The sequence below is a fragment of the Glaciimonas sp. OK215 genome (assembly GCF_057787885.1).
In genome coordinates this window covers 6,351,397-6,369,111 of record NZ_CM173544.1, presented here as the reverse complement: position 1 = coordinate 6,369,111, position 17,715 = coordinate 6,351,397, and the positions used below count along the sequence as shown (strand labels likewise).

The following is a 17,715-nucleotide window of genomic DNA, read 5'->3' as shown; positions in this document are numbered from 1 at the left end:
TTAAATAAATTAACTTATCTTTTTTTATCCAGATCCCAGCGCACCACGGACTCGCCGCTAGCCGTCTTTCTGGGCGCCGGACGAAACGCGTGGCCATAGATAATTTCAAATGTCAGCGGCAACTTACCGTCGGCTCGCCGAGTTGCTTCTAGCGCGTCAACCAAGCGTTGCCATGCTGCGCGGCCGAGTAGAGCACGACTTCGTGTCGCTAACGGATTACCGCCGCAGGCCTTCGCATCGGCAAGTAGTTTCTCAATGGTGTCATATGTCACCGTGATCGTTTCCATGTCCATTACCGGCGTCGAGAAGCCGACGTTGACCAGCATGTCGCCAAAATCATGCATGTCAACGAACGGTAATATATGCGGGGCATCGTCTACTGCGGAAAATGCTCCACGCAACTCCTTGAACGTATCCGGGCCGAAGCAGGAAAACATTAATAAGCCATCGACTCTTAACACCCGCCGCCATTCCGCAAAGACCCGATCCGGTTGCGGGTGCCAGTGCAGCGCCAGATTTGACCAGACCAGATCAACCACATCCCGCGCCAAAGGTAGCGCCGCGAAGTCGCCGCAGAGCAGATCGGATTCCAGACCATTACTCTTAATAGGTAACCACTTCTTCAGCAAGCGATTCACCGAAGACTGCGCTGCCTGCTGCTGGTCTTGCGCTGCCGACAACATGCCGAACGATGCATCCAACCCGAGTATTCGGGCCTCAGCAAAGCGCTGCTGTAATGTATAGATATCCGGACCATCGCCACATCCGGCATCCAGCACTCGCTGGGGCGCTATCTTTACGAGTGCCAGGCGCTCATGCATCCGTGTCGAAATCTCGCGGCGCAAAAATTCGGACTCGCGAATCCGCGCAGGCTGCGCGAACAACTCACGGACCCGATACAGGTCTATCGGCGCGCTGAGATTGGCGTCGTTATTAATATGAGGCGAAGGCGTATTAGAAGAGGATGAGATTGGCATTAAAATCAGGAAGTCAAAATGAAATGCGATAATCGGCTCAGTTTACACCGTTGCCGAATACGTGATGCGCGCACTCAATGCTCGGCATCGTAACGCGTTCGTGCTGCGCCACTCACTTACTGACCTGATATCACTGATGCTTGCTCCTCTACTCCGCTGGTCGCAACAGATGTCCGCTCGCCTGCTGGCGGGTATGCCGTCCTGCTGTGCACTATGCGGACATATCGGTCGGCAGGTGATTTGCAATGGCTGCGACCAGAAATATTTTTCGCACGAGGTAACGCGTTGCCAGCGGTGTGCAAATCATTTACCCGCAATTGAAAGTAAAGCGGCCAACTTATGCGGCGACTGCCTGAAGCAGCGGCGCGCTTTTGACGCTTCAATTGTTGCAATCGACTATGCCGCACCGGCCGACCAGTTGGTGCTGGCGTTAAAGTTTGGCAGTCAACTGGCATTGGCACCGATATTTGCCAGGATGCTGCGTGATGCCTTGCTGCGAAGGCCGGCTATGGTGGCTAACCTGCCAGACCTATTGACTGCGGTGCCACTCGGTCCTGAGCGGCTGGCCGAACGTGGCTTTAATCAGTCTCTGGAAATCGCCAAACCGCTATCGCGCCTGCTGAACGTTCCGTTGCAGCCGGCACTGATAAAGCGCCATCACGATACCCGCGCGCAGGCAAAACTGCATCCGGACGAACGCCGCCGCAACTTGCGCAAAGCGTTCATCGTACCGCCGCAGGCGATTGCACAAATTCGCGGGCGTCACATCGGCGTGGTAGACGATGTGATGACGACCGGTGAAACACTGAACGAGCTGGCCCGAACGCTAAAGCGCTTCGGGGCGGTGCGCGTCACCAATTTCGTCTTTGCCAGGACATTACCTAAATAGAAGGAGAACAACGTTGTTTCACGTCGTACTGGTTGAACCTGAAATTCCGCCGAACACCGGCAATATTATTCGCCTGTGCGCCAACACCGGCGCGCAGTTGCACTTGATCGAGCCCCTTGGCTTCCCGCTTGACGACGCCAAGATGCGGCGGGCCGGACTTGATTATCATGACTACGCCAGCATGAAGGTGCATCCCAACTGGTCCACTTTTATTAGCGCTATGGAAAAAGAAGCGGGCTATGACCCAAGCCGGATGTTCGCATTGACCACGCACGGCTCCACACCATTTGCCAGCATCGCGTTTCAGCCCGGCGATATATTCGTGTTCGGGTCGGAAACGCGCGGACTCGATCCTGTCTTGCGCGAATCGTTTGCGGCGACACAGCGTATCCGGCTACCGATGCGTCCGGATAATCGCAGTTTGAATCTGTCGAATACCGTTGCAGTCGTGGTCTACGAAGCATGGCGTCAAAACGGCTTTGCCGGAGGCGCCTGAACATCCATGTCACGTTCGCGCTATGCTTTTCCTAAATTAATCAAAGGATTCTCATGTCTTCACGCCTTCTCACCATTTCCTTCCTTGCACTGGCATTCAGCGCATCTGCTTATGCCCACGAGTACAAAATCGGCGCACTAAAAATCAGCCATCCGTATGCGCGCGCAACCGTTGCCGGCCAGTCTAGCGGTGGCGCCTATCTGAGCGTGGAAAATACTGGCAACGAAGGTGACAAACTGCTTGGCGCCACCTCTCCTGCCGCGAAATCGGTCGAGATCCATGAGATGAAGATGGATGGCAACGTCATGAAAATGCGCGAAGTCGGAGAGGTCGAATTGAAACCGATGAGCACCGTCACCATGGCACCCGGCGGTGGTTACCACATCATGCTGATGGGACTCACCCAACCACTCAAAGTGGGCGACAAATTTCCAATGACGCTGACCTTCCGGAAGGCTGGAAAGATTGAAGTTTTTGTCAGTGTCGATGCCCTGAAGGGCAAGCAGCCTGAAGCAGCGCATTAACGCTAACCGCAATGCGATGGAAAGGAAAGACAGGCTAGCCTGCCTTTCTTGCCGTCATGGGCTGGCAACTAGCCTATGGCAAACCCGAAGCACGTCAAGCCGGGCAATCAAGAACTCTGGCGGACCTTGGACAATAATTTACTAGTCGAACGATCATGCTCAAAGGCGATCGCCACGACTTTGCCGCCGTAAGCCAGCACCGCCTGCCCTTCCGGAATCGCATCCATCCGGTAATCGCCGCCTTTGACGTAAACCCCAGGCTGCCCTTCCTGCACCACTTCCAGCGCCGTATCTTCGTCGAAATCCACCACCAGGTTGACCGCTTCCAGCGCTGCCAATACCGCCATCCGATCCGCACAAGTGTTGATTGGCCTGTCATCGCCCTTTCCCAGGCGCTTGACCGAAGCATCGGTGTTCACTGCCACTACCAGCGATGCACCCTCCTCCCGCGCCTGCGCCAGATAGGTCACATGACCGCGATGCAAAATATCAAAAACGCCATTGGTCAGCACCACCGGCTGCGGCAACACGGCCATGCGGGCGCGCAATTCGGCTCGCGTACAGATTTTTTGTTCGAATTTAGCCATAGCACTCATGCAAAACAGCAATAAAAAAGCCGCAATGATTTGCGGCTCTGAATAGGTTGAATCGTTGCTATCGGCAGCCTTAAGCAATCACCGACGTCACATGAATCAAACCGCTACGGCAGGTGGTGCGACCGGCTGCTCAGCCAGTCGCGCAACGATTTCCTTGCGGTAACGATTCAGCTCCTGCACGGTCTCAAAGCTACGCTCAAACAACAGCGACAAATTGTGCAGAATGCGATCGACCACTTTCTTTTCCCATACGCCGTCAAACTTGATCTGTTCATCGAGCCAGCGCTCCAGCCATTCCGGATCCGGCAAACGACTTTGGACTGTGTCGTTCGGGAACAATGCCTGATTGACGTGCAGATTAGTCGGATGCAACGGCTTTTCGGTACGGCGAGCAGAGGCCATCAAGACACCAATCTTGGCGAATGCCGCCGAGGCGCTGTCACCCACTTCAACCAGTGCCTTTTTCATGTAGCGCAGGTAAGCGCCACCATGACGGGCTTCATCCTGGCTAATGATTTTATAAATTTGCTTGATCACCGGCTCGGTGTGCCAGTCGGAGGCGCAACGGTACCAGTGGTTCAGACGGATTTCGCCGCAGAAATGCATCATCAGCGTTTCCAGCGGTGGCGCTGGATCGAACTCAAAGCGCACATTGTGCAGCTCCTCTTCGGTCGGCACCAACTCTGGCCGGAAACGACGCAGATATTCCATCAACACCAGCGAATGCTTTTGCTCTTCAAAAAACCACACCGACATGAATGCGCAGAAATCGCTATCGCCGTGGTTATCACGCAAGAACATCTCTGTTGCAGGCAGCGCTGACCATTCTGTAATCGCATTCATGCGAATCGTCTGAGCCTGCTCGTCTGATAGTTGGGAAGCTTCGAACTTGTCCCATGGAATGTCGGTCTCCATGTTCCATCGGACTTGTTCCAGCGATTTAAACAATTCTGGATACAGCATACATACCTTACAAGTTGGATTAAGTCCTTGATTTTACCAAGAATTGACTTGGCAACCTATTTATAAGCCCTAGATCAGTCAGTTTCAATACCACATTTTCTAAAAACGGCCATCTGTCCCGGCCAACGTCAAGAAATGATGTGGAATGCTTCATCGATTTCACCTGTGAATTTATTCCCCGATCGGGCGGCTGTGGATTCACGCCAACGACATTGTCAAATACATCATTTTCGCAATCGGCAAGCGATCAAGTCGATCAAGTCGATCAATTACGGCAGCTGGTATTGATGCATTACTTAGTCGCAGCTTTCCTGTTGCGAGGCGCGGATGCAGATTTGGCATCTTCGGTTTTGGGTGGCGCTTTGGGAGCAGCACGCGTTGCCGTTTTCGGGCTGGCTTTGGTACCTGCCTTGGCGCTCGTCTTTACCGAGGTCGCTTTCACCTTGGGTGTCGCTCTGGGCTTGGCCGTGGATTTCGGTGTATCAACAGGCGCTTTGGCCACCTCGGTTGCCATGACACTGCTAACCACTTGCTTGAACTGGTTTTGCAGAACATCCCACCAGGCACCGGAATTGGCGAACGGCGCTTGCGTATCCGGCATGTCAGCCGGCTGATCGCTGGCTGAATTTTGTGGCGTCGGTTCCTGATCCCGCGCCGGCTCTGGCTCTGGCTCTGGCTCTGGCTCGACGATCGGCTCAACAACTGGCTGCGGCGGGGCTTCATCTGCCGCTTTGGATCTTTCCGTCATAAACGAAAACGGAAATTGCGAGGCCATTGCGGCCCATGCGGCTGCACCGTCGGCGGCGCTTTCCGCCGTCGAAGATCCAGCAGATGCACTGCTGGCTGCGGTCGACATGTTCATTGCGCCCATCGACTTCAACGCAGACAACGTTGCGCTTTGTACTTCGAGCGCCTGTATCGTAGTGCGGAGCATGTTCAAATTCAAACTGAGCCAACCTTCAACTGCCTTCAAATCGGTGATTTTTTTGTCAATTTCCTCGACTGAAATAATCGGCACCACCATGCCCGGCACACCCATGTCGGTCCACATTTTTTTGATGAAGTCGACGCTGTTGTACATGGCATCAACGCCGGGAATATTAGGATTGCTCATACGAATCTCCTCCAGAGATATTCTGTAAATTTTCCAGCTAACTTCGCATACTAAACTGCCGCACATTGACTGTGTAAGCGTCTGGCAAAGAATCAACAATTTATCCTGCAAGCACTATACGATATTCCCCATTATCCGGGCCGCTGCATGTTGCAACTGGTCGGCAAGGCGGTAGCAGCTGCGGGGAAATAGCGTTCTGTCTTGAAGCCGTAGCCACTCCCTTCATTATCGAACTGGATACCGCCATCAGCAAATTTTTGCATCACCACCACATATAACGGCTGGATCAGTTGATGGTCCGCAGCGCGCATGCCGGCTTCATGAAAACGACTTTTATATTGTGCGCCTTCGAGCGCCCTGGCAACCGCTCCAGCTTCGGTGCTGCGCGCTTTTTCGATTGCGCTCACCAGCATATCGATCATCACGTCCATGCGTAAAAACAAATAGTCATCCTTCGGTTGCGGATAACGTAACCGGAAGCTGCGATAGAAGGCATCGCCGGCAGAATTTTTAGCCGCTCCTGCTGCGTTCGGATGCCATTCTGCGACGGCACGCACACTACCCACACCAGCGTCAGCTATCGCCGCCGGCGCCCCTAGGCTATTTGCATAAAACGTATAAAACTTCACGTTCAGTCCAGATTCTTTGGCAGCCTTCACCAACAAAGTCAGGTCATTGCCCCAGTTGCCGGTAATCACGGTATCGGCACCACTGGCGCGAATTTTGGCGATGTACGGAGAAAAATCCTTTACTTTCCCAACCGGGTGCAATTCGTCGCCAGCGATGACAATGTCGGGTCGCGCCTGCGTCAATTGCCGACGCGCCGCCCTGGCCACCTGTCGGCCAAAGCTGTAATCCTGACCAATGATATACACGCGCCTGGAATGCCGGTCGCTCTTGATGACCTGGACCAGCGCCTGCATGCGCATATCGGCGTTGGCGTCAAAGCGGAAATGCCAATAGCTGCATTTTTCATTGGTCAGCACCGGATCGACTGCCGAGTAGTTCAAAAACAATACCCGATTGTCTGCGGCCCGCCGATTGTGCTTGTCAACCGCGTCCACCAGCGCCGCCGCTACCGCCGAGCTGTTGCCTTCCAATACAAATGGCATCCGCTGGTCGGTCAATTTTTTGAGTTGCACCAGCGAGTCCTCGACGCCTTGCTGATTATCGAAAACCGTCAATGCCAGCGGGTGACGGCCGTCCGGCAATTTGACGCCGCCGCGCGCGTTGACCTGCTCAATCGCGAAACGAATATTCCGCTCAACCGCCTCGCCTGCATTCGCAAACGGGCCGGACATGCCCTCGATCATGCCGAGGTTAATTGGTGCCAGCGTAGCCGCAGCCGGACTAACCGAAGTCGCGTGGGCGGTGCCGCAGATTGCCAGCGTCAGCGCTGACACCAGCACTTTTAAGAAAATATTACTTAGGCAATTGCGCATCAGAATCAATGTTATGTGCTTAAAGAGCCAACATTCTACGTCTTTATCGGGGGCTAAGGCTGGCATCAGGATGGCATCATTGCAGCCCTGCGTTTACACTACGCGGATGACCACGGTTTCCCCGCATACAAGCAGACGCACGCGCAATTCTCAGCCCACCCGCACGGCATCACGACGCTGGCTGATAGTGCTCGTGATCTCGATTCTGCTGCATGTGTTCTTGATCGACTGGGGCAGCGGCAAGTTTGGGCAGCCGGAACCGCTCCCCCAGCAACCAACCATCGTCATGGCAGAGCTAAAACCACTGCCGCCAGTGGTCAAACCGCTGCTGGCGCCACAAGCGGTCCCATCAAAGCCTGCGCCAGCGACGCGTAAAGCCCCAAAAGCCGCCGCCAGACCGCAGCCAGCGCCGGAACCGCAGGTGCCGGATACGCCAATCAGGGAAACGATTACGCCTATCACCACCGGCGACGCGACAAACAGCGTAGAACCAGCCACCGATAGCGGCTCAGAACCAACGACAACCAGCGGCAATACGTCCAGCGCGCCGGCGCAGCCTGCATCTGCGCCTGAGGTCAAGCCAGCGCAGCCGAGCGCTGTCCACTACGAGACCAAACCACCGCCCTCCGCAGAATTGAAATACGATGTGCAGGCGCTGAAAAAAGGGCAAACCTACTTCGGCAGCGGCAAAATCACCTGGCAAACCGATGGCGGCAGCTACACCATCAATGGCGAAGCCGGAGTGCTGTTCATTAGCGCACTGGATTTTAAAAGCGAAGGCGAGATCAATGGCTTTGGCGTGGCACCGTTGCTGTATACGGAAAAGAAGTTTCGCAAATCAGCAACCAATACGCACTTTCAGCGGGAACGCAACACCATCACTTTTTCCGCCTCCACCAACAGCTACCCACGCACCGGCGGCGAGCAGGACCGCGCCAGTATCGTCTGGCAATTGGCCAGCATAGGACGTGGTGACGCCGGAAAAATGGTGCCGGGCGGCGTCATTGATTTATTTGTTGCGGGCGACCGGGATGCCGAAACCTGGCATTTTCAAATCCTCGGCCAGGAAGAAATCACGGTTGGCGCCGGTACCGTGGCGACCTGGCACCTGGCCCGCAAGCCGCAGCAAGGATCGTACGAAAAAACACTGGATATCTGGCTGGCACCGCAACAACAATGGTATCCGGTCAAATTGCGCTACACCGAAAACAATGGCGACTACCTGGACATGTCGCTGACCAAGCTCAAGCGGCTCGATCCATCAGCAGCACCCGGCTGACTGTTTGCCACATAATCCCGACAGCGTGAATCGGTCTTCGGTCGATTTCTACCGACCACTATTTTTAAAAGAGTTTTATGAAAATTTGCTTGCATTCCATTCCGCGTATTACCATTGCGGCCCTGCTCTGCAGTGCGTTCATCTGTGTATCGGCGGCACCCACAGATCACCCTGCGATTAAGCGTAAATTCGATTTGCCGCCTTCGGCTGATTTGAATTATTCAATCAGAGCCAGACAGAGCGGGTTGTCGATCAATGGCGACGCCTTGGTCAAATGGCAAACGGACGGCCGGGAATTTAGCGTTGATGCGGTCACGCGTGCCATGCTCTTTGGCAAAATCCTGGAGGCGAAAAGCGACGGCAAGATCGACGACTATGGCTTGGCGCCAGCGCAATTCATCGACCAGCGCTTCCGTAAAGAAAGCACTACCACGACGTTCAATCGGGCAGCGAGCGGCGGCACCATCAGCTTCTCTCAATCCGATGCCTCCTATCCCCTGAAAGGTGGCGAACAGGACCGCACCAGCATTGTCTGGCAATTGGTTGCGGTCGCGCGTGCCGCCGCACGGCAATTCAAGCCTGGCTCGGAATGGGTGTTCTTCGTCGCGGGTCAACGCGACGCCGAAGCATGGACCTTCAAAGTGATTAAACATGAAAAAATCACTACCGGCGCAGGTGAAATAGATGCATTGCATATCTTCAGAGAGCCGCCAGCGGACGCAAAAGAACAGCAACTCGATATCTGGCTGGCGCCATCACTTGAATGGTATCCAATACGCATACGCTTCACCGATCCGAATAATGACTTTGTCGATCAGACTCTCGACAAAATCAATAAATAGCGACAATCACCGACGCTTGCATTCAGATCGTCGCGTTGGTATATGTTGTTTGGCGGCCTGATATTTCTTGCATATGAGAAAATCGATAATCATTCCTGCATTCATTCTTATCAATATACCTATATGACTATCTCAAGCGGCGCATTGGTTCTGTTTAGCGGCGGCCAGGATTCCACGACTTGCCTGGCCTGGGCACTCTCCCGCTACGATCGGGTTGAAACCATCGGTTTCGATTATGGCCAGCGCCATGCCGTCGAACTGACGCAGCGCCCGATATTGCTCAAAAAATTACGTACGCAATCGGCGGAATGGGACCGTAAGCTCGATGAAGATCACATGATCGACTTGTCGCTCATTTCAAAAATCTCTGCCACCGCGATGACGGAAGATGTCGAAATCGTCATGCAGGAAAACGGCTTGCCGAACACCTTTGTCCCCGGTCGCAATCTGTTATTCATGACAGTCGCGGCAACCGTGGCGTATCGACGCGGTCTCGACGTTCTGGTCGGCGGCATGTGTGAAACCGATTTTTCCGGTTACCCGGATTGCCGGGATGACACCATGAAAGCGTTACAAGTCGCGCTGAATCTCGGCATGGCAACCCGGCTCAAACTGGAAACGCCGTTGATGTGGATCGACAAGTCGGAGACCTGGAAGCTGGCGCAGGATCTTGGCGGCGATGCGCTGGTCGATCTGATTCGCGCCGATACGCATACTTGTTATCTGGGCGAGCGCGGTGCCTTACATGACTGGGGCTATGGCTGCGGCACTTGTCCGGCATGCGCGTTGCGGGCACGCGGTTATCAGCAATTCGTTTCCAGGTAGGTTTTGGGATTATTCTACAAATACTATTGCAATAGCGTCACCATAACTCCTTTACCTTTAGCTTCCCCTCTTTTCGCACCAACGACCGCGAAGTTGAACCTGCTTCCAGAAGTAAAAAATGGCCGGATATCCCGGCCATCTTTTATTTACAACAAGTTACGCAGCTATCGAGCGTGTCGCCGCTTTTGTCACTGGCGCCGATGGATGATCAAACTGACTGATCAACTGCTGCTCCTTCAGTCGTGCCGCAACCAAATGCCTATCCTTGACATGACCATAGCCGCGAATCTCTTCCGGAATACTGGCAATTGCTACTGCGTCAGCCAGGTTTTCCGATGTCAATCGCGCTAGCAGCGCTTCGATCGTTTGACGGTAGTGCGCGATCAGCTCACGCTCTTCCCGACGCTCTGTGGTATACCCAAAGACATCCAGCTTGCTGCCGCGCAGGAACTTGAATTTTGCCAGCACGCCAAATGCACGCATCATCCATGGACCGAATTCCTGCTTGATCAAATGCCCCTTGGCGTCGCGCTTGGCAAACAGCGGTGGCGCCAGGTGGAATTTAAGCTTGTAGTCGCCCTCGAACATGCCGGCAATTTTTGCGTTGAAAGCGCCGTCGGTATACAAACGCGCGACTTCATATTCGTCTTTGTAGGCCATCAGCTTGAACAGATAGGTGGCCACCGCCATGCTCAGTCGCAAGGCGCCACGACCGCCATCCTCTGGATGCAATTGACGCTCGGCATGCTGTACGCGTGCGACAAATGTACGATATTGCTCTGCGTACGCGGCATCCTGATAAGCGCTCAGGAAGGCGACGCGACGTGCAATCACATCATCCAGCGATGGCGCCCGTTTAAATTCGATCACCTGTGCCGGACTATCGCTCATCCGTGTACTCTGCGCCAATCCGACCGGATCACAAGCTGCCGTGCGCCCCCAAACGAAGGCCTGTTTATTGAAGTCGACTTGCAATGCATTCAATTCAATCGCCCGCAGCAACGATGCCTCGGTCAGCGGTACCCAACCTTTTTGCCATGCATAACCTAACATGAACATATTGGTGGCGATGCCGTCCCCCATCAAGGCCGTCGCGATTCTGCCGGCATCAACAAATTCGACACGTTCGCTCCCGCAGGCAGCGCGAATATCCTGCTCGGCAGCCGCATCCGGGAACTGCCAGTCCGGATTCTTCACAAACGCCGCAGTCGGCGTACGCGTCGCATTAATCGCCGCAAACGTTCGTCCTTCACCCATGCGCGACAACGCATCACGACTCGCGGTGACAATCGCATCGCAACCGATGACCAGATTGGCGTCGCCGGTACCGACACGCGTCGAATAGATGTCGTCCGGATGATCGGCCAGACGCACGTGCGACATCACCGGTCCGCCCTTTTGCGCCAGACCGCTCATGTCGAGTACCGAGCAGCCCTTGCCTTCAACGTGCGCGGCCATCGCCAGAATCTGACCGATGGTCACCACACCGGTACCACCGATGCCGGTGACCAGAATGCCGTATGGCTTTTCAGTGGTTGGCAATAGCGGCGGCGGCAAACTCGCCACCGTTCCGGCAACCGTCGCTGACGCCGGCTTGGCGGCAACTTTTACCGGTTTCTTCAAACGGCCGCCTTCAACCGTGACAAAGCTTGGACAAAAACCGGTGACGCAGGAAAAGTCCTTGTTACAGGACGACTGATTGATTTGGCGTTTACGGCCAAATTCGGTTTCCAGCGGCTCCACCGACAGGCAATTCGACTGCACGCTGCAGTCGCCGCAACCTTCACAGACGGCCTCGTTGATCACAGCGCGTTTGGCTGGATCCGGATATTCATTGCGTTTCCGGCGACGACGCTTTTCCGAAGCGCAGGTCTGGTCGTAGATCATTGCCGAAGTGCCGCTGATTTCGCGCAATTCCCGCTGCACCGCATCCAGTTCGCTGCGGTGACGGATAGTGACGCCGGGCGCCCAATCGGTTGCGGACGGATACTTATCCGGCTCGTCTGTCACAACGATAATCGGCGACACGCCTTCTGCCGCGATCTGCCGTGAGATCATCGCCGGATCGAGTGGGCCATCAAAGGCCTGGCCACCGGTCATCGCTACCGCATCGTTAAATAAAATCTTGTAGGTAATATTGACTTTGGCCGCTACCGCAGCGCGGATCGCCAACAAACCCGAGTGGAAATAGGTGCCGTCGCCAAGATTGGCGAACACATGTTTTTCGCTGGTGAATGGCGCCTGCCCGATCCAGTTGACACCTTCTCCGCCCATATGCGTGAAAGTCGATGTTTCGCGATCCATCCACAACACCATGTAATGGCAACCGATACCAGCCAGCCCGCGGCTTCCCTCCGGCAATTTGGTTGAGGTGTTATGCGGACAGCCGGAGCAAAAATGCGGCACACGATCCTTGTTTGGATCCGGCTTGCTGCTGATATTCAACAGCGTTTCCTTGGCCTCCAGATAGGCGACCCGTTCCTTGACGCGTTGCTCGACCGGATGGCCGGCAAAGTATTTTGAAATCCGCGTCGCAATCGCCCTTGCGATCTGCGCCGGATTGAGTTCGTAGGTCGCGGGTAGCAGCCAATCTCCATGGCCCGCACCATGATTGCTCCACTCACCGGTATCATCAAATTTGCCCACCACGCGCGGCCGCACATCGTCGCGCCAGTTGTACAACTCTTCCTTGAGTTGGTATTCGAGAATCTGGCGCTTTTCTTCCACCACCAGGATTTCTTCCAGTCCCTGCGCAAATTCGCGCACGCCTTCGGCTTCCAGCGGCCAGGTCATGCCGACCTTAAACAAACGAATGCCGATATCGCGCGCAATCTCCTCGTCAATGCCGAGATCGGCCAGCGCCTGACGCGTATCGAGGTAAGACTTACCCGCGGTGATAATGCCAATCTTGGCGCGCGGACTGTCCCAGATAATCCGATTCAGCTTGTTGGCACGCGCATACGCCAGCGCGGCATACCACTTGTGATTGTTCATCCGTGCTTCTTGTCCCAGCACGGTATCCGGCAGTCGAATATTCAAACCGTCCGCAGGCAATTCGAAATCGGTCGGCAAGACGATTTGCACACGGCCGGGATCGAGCGCGACCGACGCGCCGGACTCCACCAGATCGGTCACGCATTTCATCGCCACCCACAAACCGGTATAACGGCTCATGGCCCAGCCATGCATGCCGTAGTCGAGGTATTCCTGCACCGAAGACGGATACAGCACCGGAATCCCGCAGGCCTTCAGGATATGTTCGCTTTGATGCGCGGTGGTGGACGATTTCGCTGCATGGTCATCGCCTGCCAGTACCAGCACACCGCCGTGTTGCGAAGTACCCGCCATATTGGCGTGTTTGAAGACGTCGCCGCAACGATCGACGCCGGGGCCTTTGCCGTACCACAGTCCGAATACGCCGTCGTACTTCGCGCCGGGAAACAAATTGACCTGCTGTGTACCCCAGACACTGGTCGCCGCCAGATCTTCGTTCATGCCGGGGTGGAATTTGACGTTATGCGCATCGAGGTGCTTCTTTGCCTTGGCGGCCGTCAGATCGACGCTGCCCAATGGAGAACCGCGATAACCGGTGATGTAGCCGGCGGTATTCAATCCGGCCATGACATCACGCTGATGTTGCAGCATTGGCAATCGTATGATCGCCTGTGTGCCAGTCATGAAGGCACGGCCGCGCTCCAGCGTAAATTTATCGTCCAGGGAAATGGGGGAAGAATCGGGGGTGCTCGCTTGAGGCGAGTCAGTGGGCAGCAATTCTGCCGCGAGTGGTGCGTTCATTCAGTCTCCGTGCCAAAAATTATGTTTTTGATTGCACTGCGCGGCGGTCTACCAGCGCGGTCAAAACGTAGTTACCTTGTGGGTAAATCGCTCTTTCTTTAGTTCGGCTGCTACCTTAGCATAAGCCGCTCCGCAGCTCAATGCACACCCCAACAATTAAGCTGGAATGCAGGTAAATTCCGGCATTACGTAACAACTGTAACAAGGCGTAATTCAGGTGGAAAAGCGATTGGGCAAGGCGTGTAATGGAGCCTTGTCTGAAGTGACTGAAGACCTCCCCCTGGACCAGTCGCTTCAGACATTCCTCCCTCTAGTGTTCCCTTTTATCACTAGTTGCGGGCTCTGCTCTCCACGGCAGAGTCCGCTTTTTTTATTTATACGGCATGATTGTTCGTCTACTATTGCGCGTCCGTTGTGGCGAATTTAGTTATGTGGAAGATTAATCTCGCCTACCTGCAACACATTCGCGGGTAGCGGCTCCAGTGATTTCAGCTTCTGATAAAGCGGGGTGAAGTCTGGCGCAGTATCTTCGAATAATTGCTGAAAATCGCGAATCACGAAATAGGTTTCCTGATAAGAATCGATTTTGTACAGCGTACGCATGACGCGCTCGAGATCAAACGGAATACGGCGCGGCGCCGGGCTGGTCAGGCAGTGCTCAATTTCTCCGCCAGAGGACAAAATACCTGCGCCATATACCCGCAAACCCAGCGGGCTCTGGATCAGGCCGAATTCAACTGTGTACCAGTACAGACGCGCCAACATCGCCAGCCCGTCAACTTTCAGCGCCTTCAAGCCACCTTTGCCGTACTCCTGCAAATGGTCGGCAAAAGTCGGATTGAACAGCAATGGCACGTGACCAAAAAAATCATGGAAAACATCTGGCTCGACGATATAGTCAAACTCTTCCGGCTCGCGCAACCAGACCGTTACCGGAAAGCGGCGATTTGCCAGGTGCTCAAAAAACGTATAGTCGGGCACCAGACCCGGCACCGCGACCAAACGCCAGCCGGTAGCCTTGAATAGCAACGCCGAGTGGCGCTCGAAATTGGGAATGCCATCGGCAATATCCAGGCGCGCCAGACTTTCGATAAAGACATCGCAGGCACGTCCGGGAATCAACTTGGCCTGACGCTGATACAACCGTCGCCATAACGCATGCTGTTCCGGTGTGTAGGTCTCCCATTCCTGCGCAACCACGTACTGGGCGTCGATTTTGCTGTAGTCGCCGCGGAGCCCCGCACCGTCCGATTTCTCGGCGACGGTGGCGAAAAAATCGTCGGTGTCGACTTCCATATTTACACTCTTGTTCATCATCAATTTCCTAAAAAGCAGCTTGGCGACTGGATACCGGCGTATGACGAACTCAGTCGGCAGACATCTGGCGCTCGTCCTTCAGCACGCCGCGCTTGATCTGATCCAGCTCGATCGACTCGAACAGTGCGCGGAAATTGCCTTCACCAAAACCCTGATCGCCCTTGCGCTGAATGATCTCGAAAAAGATCGGGCCAATCACGTTTTGGGTAAATATCTGCAACAGCAATTCGCGCTTGCTGGCATTGCTGTTGCCATCGATCAGAATCCGCAAACGCTTCAAATCTTCAAGTCGCTCGCCATGCGCAGGCAAGCGCCGATCGACGATATCGTAGTAGGTTTCTATAGTGTCCTGAAACGCAACCTGACGCGCCTTCATGGCGGTCACGCTGGTGTAAATATCATCGGTGCCCAGCGCAATGTGTTGAATGCCTTCGCCGTGATACAGATCGAGATATTCTGCGATTTGTGATTTATCGTCAGAGGATTCGTTAATCGGAATCCGGATCTTCCCGCAAGGCGAGGTCATGGCCTTGGATTTCAATCCGGTCAATTTCCCTTCGATATCGAAATAACGTATTTCGCGGAAGTTGAACAGATTCTCGTAAAAATCGGCCCATTCTTTCATGCGGCCGCGATGCACGTTATGCGTCAGGTGATCGATATAAGTCAGGCCACAACCGGCCGGCTGCACCTCAGCGCCAGGAATCGCAACGAAATCAACGTCGTAAATGCTGATATCGCCAATCCCGCCAACAGAGTCCTTGCCGCGCCAGCGATCGACAAAATAAATCAGTGAATCACCGACACCTTTAATTGCAGGGATATTCAATTCCATTGGCCCGGTGTGATGATCAAAGCCCCATGCGCCCAATTCCAGTGCGCGCTTGTAGGCAAACGCCGCATCCTTGACGCGCAGTGCAATCGCACAGACCGATGGGCCGTGTTGACGTGCAAAACGCTGCGCGAACGAATCCTGTTCGGCATTGATGATGAAGTTGATATCGCCTTGACGATACAGGGTGACTGCTTTGTGACGATGACGGGCAATCGCCGTGAAACCCATTTTTTCAAATAACGCGCCGAGCGCCTGGGGATCGGGAGCCGCGTACTCGATAAATTCGAAGCCGTCGGTACCCATAGGATTATCCCAAGGTTGAAAGTCCATGCCTGTCTCCTGAAAGTCGTTACAAATACGGTAAATGCAGCGCAAATACGTCTGTTATTAAGATCAGTATAGGTGCGAGCGGTCGGCAGGAAATTGCAAATATCCCCGCATAAACGCAGAATTCAGAAGTAATATTGCTTAAATAGTGAAATTTTGGGTGTTTTATGGCTGCTGTCGAGATGGATAAAACTGATCGTAAGATTTTGGCAATATTGCAGGAAGATGGGCGCCTGACCAATCAGGAGGTCGCCGAACGCGTCAACTTGTCGCCTTCGCCCTGCTTGCGGCGAATCAAGCGACTGGAGCAAGCCGGCGTCATTCGACAATATGTCGCGTTGCTGGCGCCGGACAAAATTGGCCTGGGACTGCTGGCCTACGTTAACGTCCGCCTGGAAAAGCACGGCACCTCCCAAGTCAGCGGCAGCGGCCGTTCCGGCACGGCTGTCACGCATTCGCCACGCGCTGATTTTTCGGCATCGGTGACGCATTGGCCGGAGGTGGTGGCCTGCTATGCGATGACAGGAGAAATGGATTATCTGCTGCGGGTTCACGTCGAAGACATGGCACACTTTTCGCGTTTCATGATGGAAACGCTGCTGCGCCACCCGGCAGTGCTGGATGTCAAATCGAGCTTCGCGCTGCAACGTCTGAAGGATACGACGGCATTACCGCTGCTGTAACAGCCGCAGTAATAAAAGTGAGGTCGACAAGCTAATCGCGCTTGACCCCGGGCAGATTGCTCAGCCATTTCAGGGCAGCGCGCACGTTGGCTTTCAGCGTGTAATCGAGCGTGGCTGCCTGCTCCTGCATCGCTTCCTGAATCACCGTGGCCGGGCTGGCTGGCAATAACTTCAGATACGCATCGGCTTCGCCATAATCGCGGTGGATCGCCATCCCGGCTTTTTTAGCGATATGCATCATGACCTTGTTCGATGACAGACAATGCATGTACAAGGTGTCGATATCGGCATTCCGGCAGTGGATCGCGGCACGTGCAAACAAGTGCGTACCGACGCCCATGCCGCGTGCGGCAGCCGACACCGAGACGCCAAATTCGGCGACGCGCTCCTTGGTTGTCGCCGCACGCATCGACGGCAATGCCTCGCGCGGGGCGAAAGCCAGATGGCCGACGCCAAGCAGTCGCAATTTGCGGTCGTACACACCCAAAATAGTATCGCGGGAAAAATCCAGATTTTCGACGTAACGCGTCACCAATTCATCCGGCAATACCGAACCGAAACGCAATAGCCGGTCGCCGCTGTCCAATGCCAGAAAATGCCGCAACAGCCGTTTGCGCGCAGGCCGCGACAACTCTTTGACGAAGATGGTTGGTCGTTGAATTTTGACGACGGGCTTGTTCTCCGCGCCGCCAACAGGTTTTCCGGAGCCGTCGTTGCCGGAAAGCGTCGCACTATCGGTCGATGTCATCTTGGCTTCTCTCTGTCGGAAAAACTGGCACCGGACGGCGCCCGGGAATAAGTCGTCAGGCCA

Annotated in this window: 16 protein-coding genes; 7 read left to right on the top strand and 9 right to left on the bottom strand. The window is 54.7% G+C overall.

The genetic code is table 11. The features are described from left to right. Positions 1-14 precede the first annotated feature (14 nt). On the bottom strand, positions 15-977 hold the full coding sequence (locus AC3CHX_RS29465) for a methyltransferase domain-containing protein (protein ID WP_488631476.1): 963 nt from the start codon (positions 975-977) through the stop codon (positions 15-17). A gap of 136 nt (positions 978-1,113) precedes the next feature. On the opposite strand from AC3CHX_RS29465, the gene AC3CHX_RS29460 reads away from it, so the two are divergent. Genes AC3CHX_RS29460 through AC3CHX_RS29450 form a run of 3 tightly spaced genes read left to right on the top strand, consistent with a single transcriptional unit; the run spans position 1,114 to position 2,886 of the window. Next, on the top strand, positions 1,114-1,866 hold the full coding sequence (locus AC3CHX_RS29460; protein WP_488631475.1) for a ComF family protein: 753 nt from the start codon (positions 1,114-1,116) through the stop codon (positions 1,864-1,866). Between the two features lie 13 nt (positions 1,867-1,879). Further along, positions 1,880-2,362 (top strand): tRNA (uridine(34)/cytosine(34)/5-carboxymethylaminomethyluridine(34)-2'-O)-methyltransferase TrmL, encoded by a 483-nt coding sequence (gene trmL, locus AC3CHX_RS29455; RefSeq protein WP_488631474.1) that lies wholly within the window; start codon positions 1,880-1,882, stop codon positions 2,360-2,362. A 53-nt stretch (positions 2,363-2,415) separates the two neighbouring features. Then, positions 2,416-2,886: a copper chaperone PCu(A)C gene (locus AC3CHX_RS29450; RefSeq protein ID WP_488631473.1), complete on the top strand. Its 471-nt coding sequence runs from the start codon at positions 2,416-2,418 to the stop codon at positions 2,884-2,886. 107 nt (positions 2,887-2,993) lie between these two features. Here AC3CHX_RS29450 and rfaE2 read toward each other — a convergent pair whose 3' ends face one another. The 4 genes from rfaE2 to AC3CHX_RS29430 all read right to left on the bottom strand — a co-directional run bounded on the left by rfaE2 (position 2,994) and on the right by AC3CHX_RS29430 (position 7,001). Further along, positions 2,994-3,473 (bottom strand): D-glycero-beta-D-manno-heptose 1-phosphate adenylyltransferase, encoded by a 480-nt coding sequence (rfaE2, locus tag AC3CHX_RS29445; protein ID WP_488631472.1) that lies wholly within the window; start codon positions 3,471-3,473, stop codon positions 2,994-2,996. A gap of 105 nt (positions 3,474-3,578) precedes the next feature. Continuing rightward, entirely contained in the window at positions 3,579-4,445 is an 867-nt protein-coding gene (locus AC3CHX_RS29440; RefSeq protein ID WP_488631471.1) for a ferritin family protein, read from the bottom strand. A gap of 292 nt (positions 4,446-4,737) precedes the next feature. Further along, positions 4,738-5,559 (bottom strand): PhaM family polyhydroxyalkanoate granule multifunctional regulatory protein, encoded by an 822-nt coding sequence (locus tag AC3CHX_RS29435; RefSeq protein ID WP_488631470.1) that lies wholly within the window; start codon positions 5,557-5,559, stop codon positions 4,738-4,740. 131 nt (positions 5,560-5,690) lie between these two features. Further along, on the bottom strand, positions 5,691-7,001 hold the full coding sequence (locus AC3CHX_RS29430; protein WP_488631469.1) for a branched-chain amino acid ABC transporter substrate-binding protein: 1,311 nt from the start codon (positions 6,999-7,001) through the stop codon (positions 5,691-5,693). 193 nt (positions 7,002-7,194) lie between these two features. Between AC3CHX_RS29430 and AC3CHX_RS29425 the strand changes: the two genes are divergently transcribed. From AC3CHX_RS29425 to queC, 3 genes are all read left to right on the top strand, one after another. Beyond that, positions 7,195-8,280 carry a DUF3108 domain-containing protein gene (locus AC3CHX_RS29425; protein ID WP_488631468.1) on the top strand — a complete coding sequence of 362 codons (1,086 nt, stop codon included), beginning with the start codon at positions 7,195-7,197 and terminating at the stop codon, positions 8,278-8,280. 77 nt (positions 8,281-8,357) lie between these two features. Continuing rightward, positions 8,358-9,122, top strand: a complete 765-nt coding sequence (locus tag AC3CHX_RS29420; RefSeq protein ID WP_488631467.1) for a DUF3108 domain-containing protein — start codon at positions 8,358-8,360, stop codon at positions 9,120-9,122. A gap of 123 nt (positions 9,123-9,245) precedes the next feature. After that, positions 9,246-9,947 (top strand): 7-cyano-7-deazaguanine synthase QueC, encoded by a 702-nt coding sequence (queC, locus tag AC3CHX_RS29415; protein WP_488631466.1) that lies wholly within the window; start codon positions 9,246-9,248, stop codon positions 9,945-9,947. A 156-nt stretch (positions 9,948-10,103) separates the two neighbouring features. Here the strand turns inward: queC and AC3CHX_RS29410 are convergent, their stop codons facing one another. The 3 genes from AC3CHX_RS29410 to hppD all read right to left on the bottom strand — a co-directional run bounded on the left by AC3CHX_RS29410 (position 10,104) and on the right by hppD (position 16,224). Continuing rightward, positions 10,104-13,742, bottom strand: coding sequence for an indolepyruvate ferredoxin oxidoreductase family protein (locus AC3CHX_RS29410; RefSeq protein ID WP_488631465.1), 3,639 nt, complete (start codon positions 13,740-13,742; stop codon positions 10,104-10,106). Positions 13,743-14,165: 423 nt separating this feature from the next. Beyond that, entirely contained in the window at positions 14,166-15,059 is an 894-nt protein-coding gene (phhA, locus tag AC3CHX_RS29405) for a phenylalanine 4-monooxygenase (protein ID WP_488631464.1), read from the bottom strand. A gap of 49 nt (positions 15,060-15,108) precedes the next feature. Continuing rightward, a complete protein-coding gene (gene hppD / locus AC3CHX_RS29400; protein ID WP_488631463.1) occupies positions 15,109-16,224 on the bottom strand; it encodes a 4-hydroxyphenylpyruvate dioxygenase in 1,116 nt (371 codons plus the stop codon). A gap of 164 nt (positions 16,225-16,388) precedes the next feature. On the opposite strand from hppD, the gene AC3CHX_RS29395 reads away from it, so the two are divergent. Continuing rightward, the gene (locus AC3CHX_RS29395) at positions 16,389-16,904 is read left to right on the top strand and encodes an Lrp/AsnC family transcriptional regulator (RefSeq protein WP_488631462.1); all 516 of its coding nucleotides are present in this window, start codon (positions 16,389-16,391) and stop codon (positions 16,902-16,904) included. A 31-nt stretch (positions 16,905-16,935) separates the two neighbouring features. Here AC3CHX_RS29395 and AC3CHX_RS29390 read toward each other — a convergent pair whose 3' ends face one another. Further along, positions 16,936-17,652, bottom strand: coding sequence for a GNAT family N-acetyltransferase (locus tag AC3CHX_RS29390; RefSeq protein ID WP_488631461.1), 717 nt, complete (start codon positions 17,650-17,652; stop codon positions 16,936-16,938). Between the last annotated feature and the right edge of the window lie 63 nt (positions 17,653-17,715).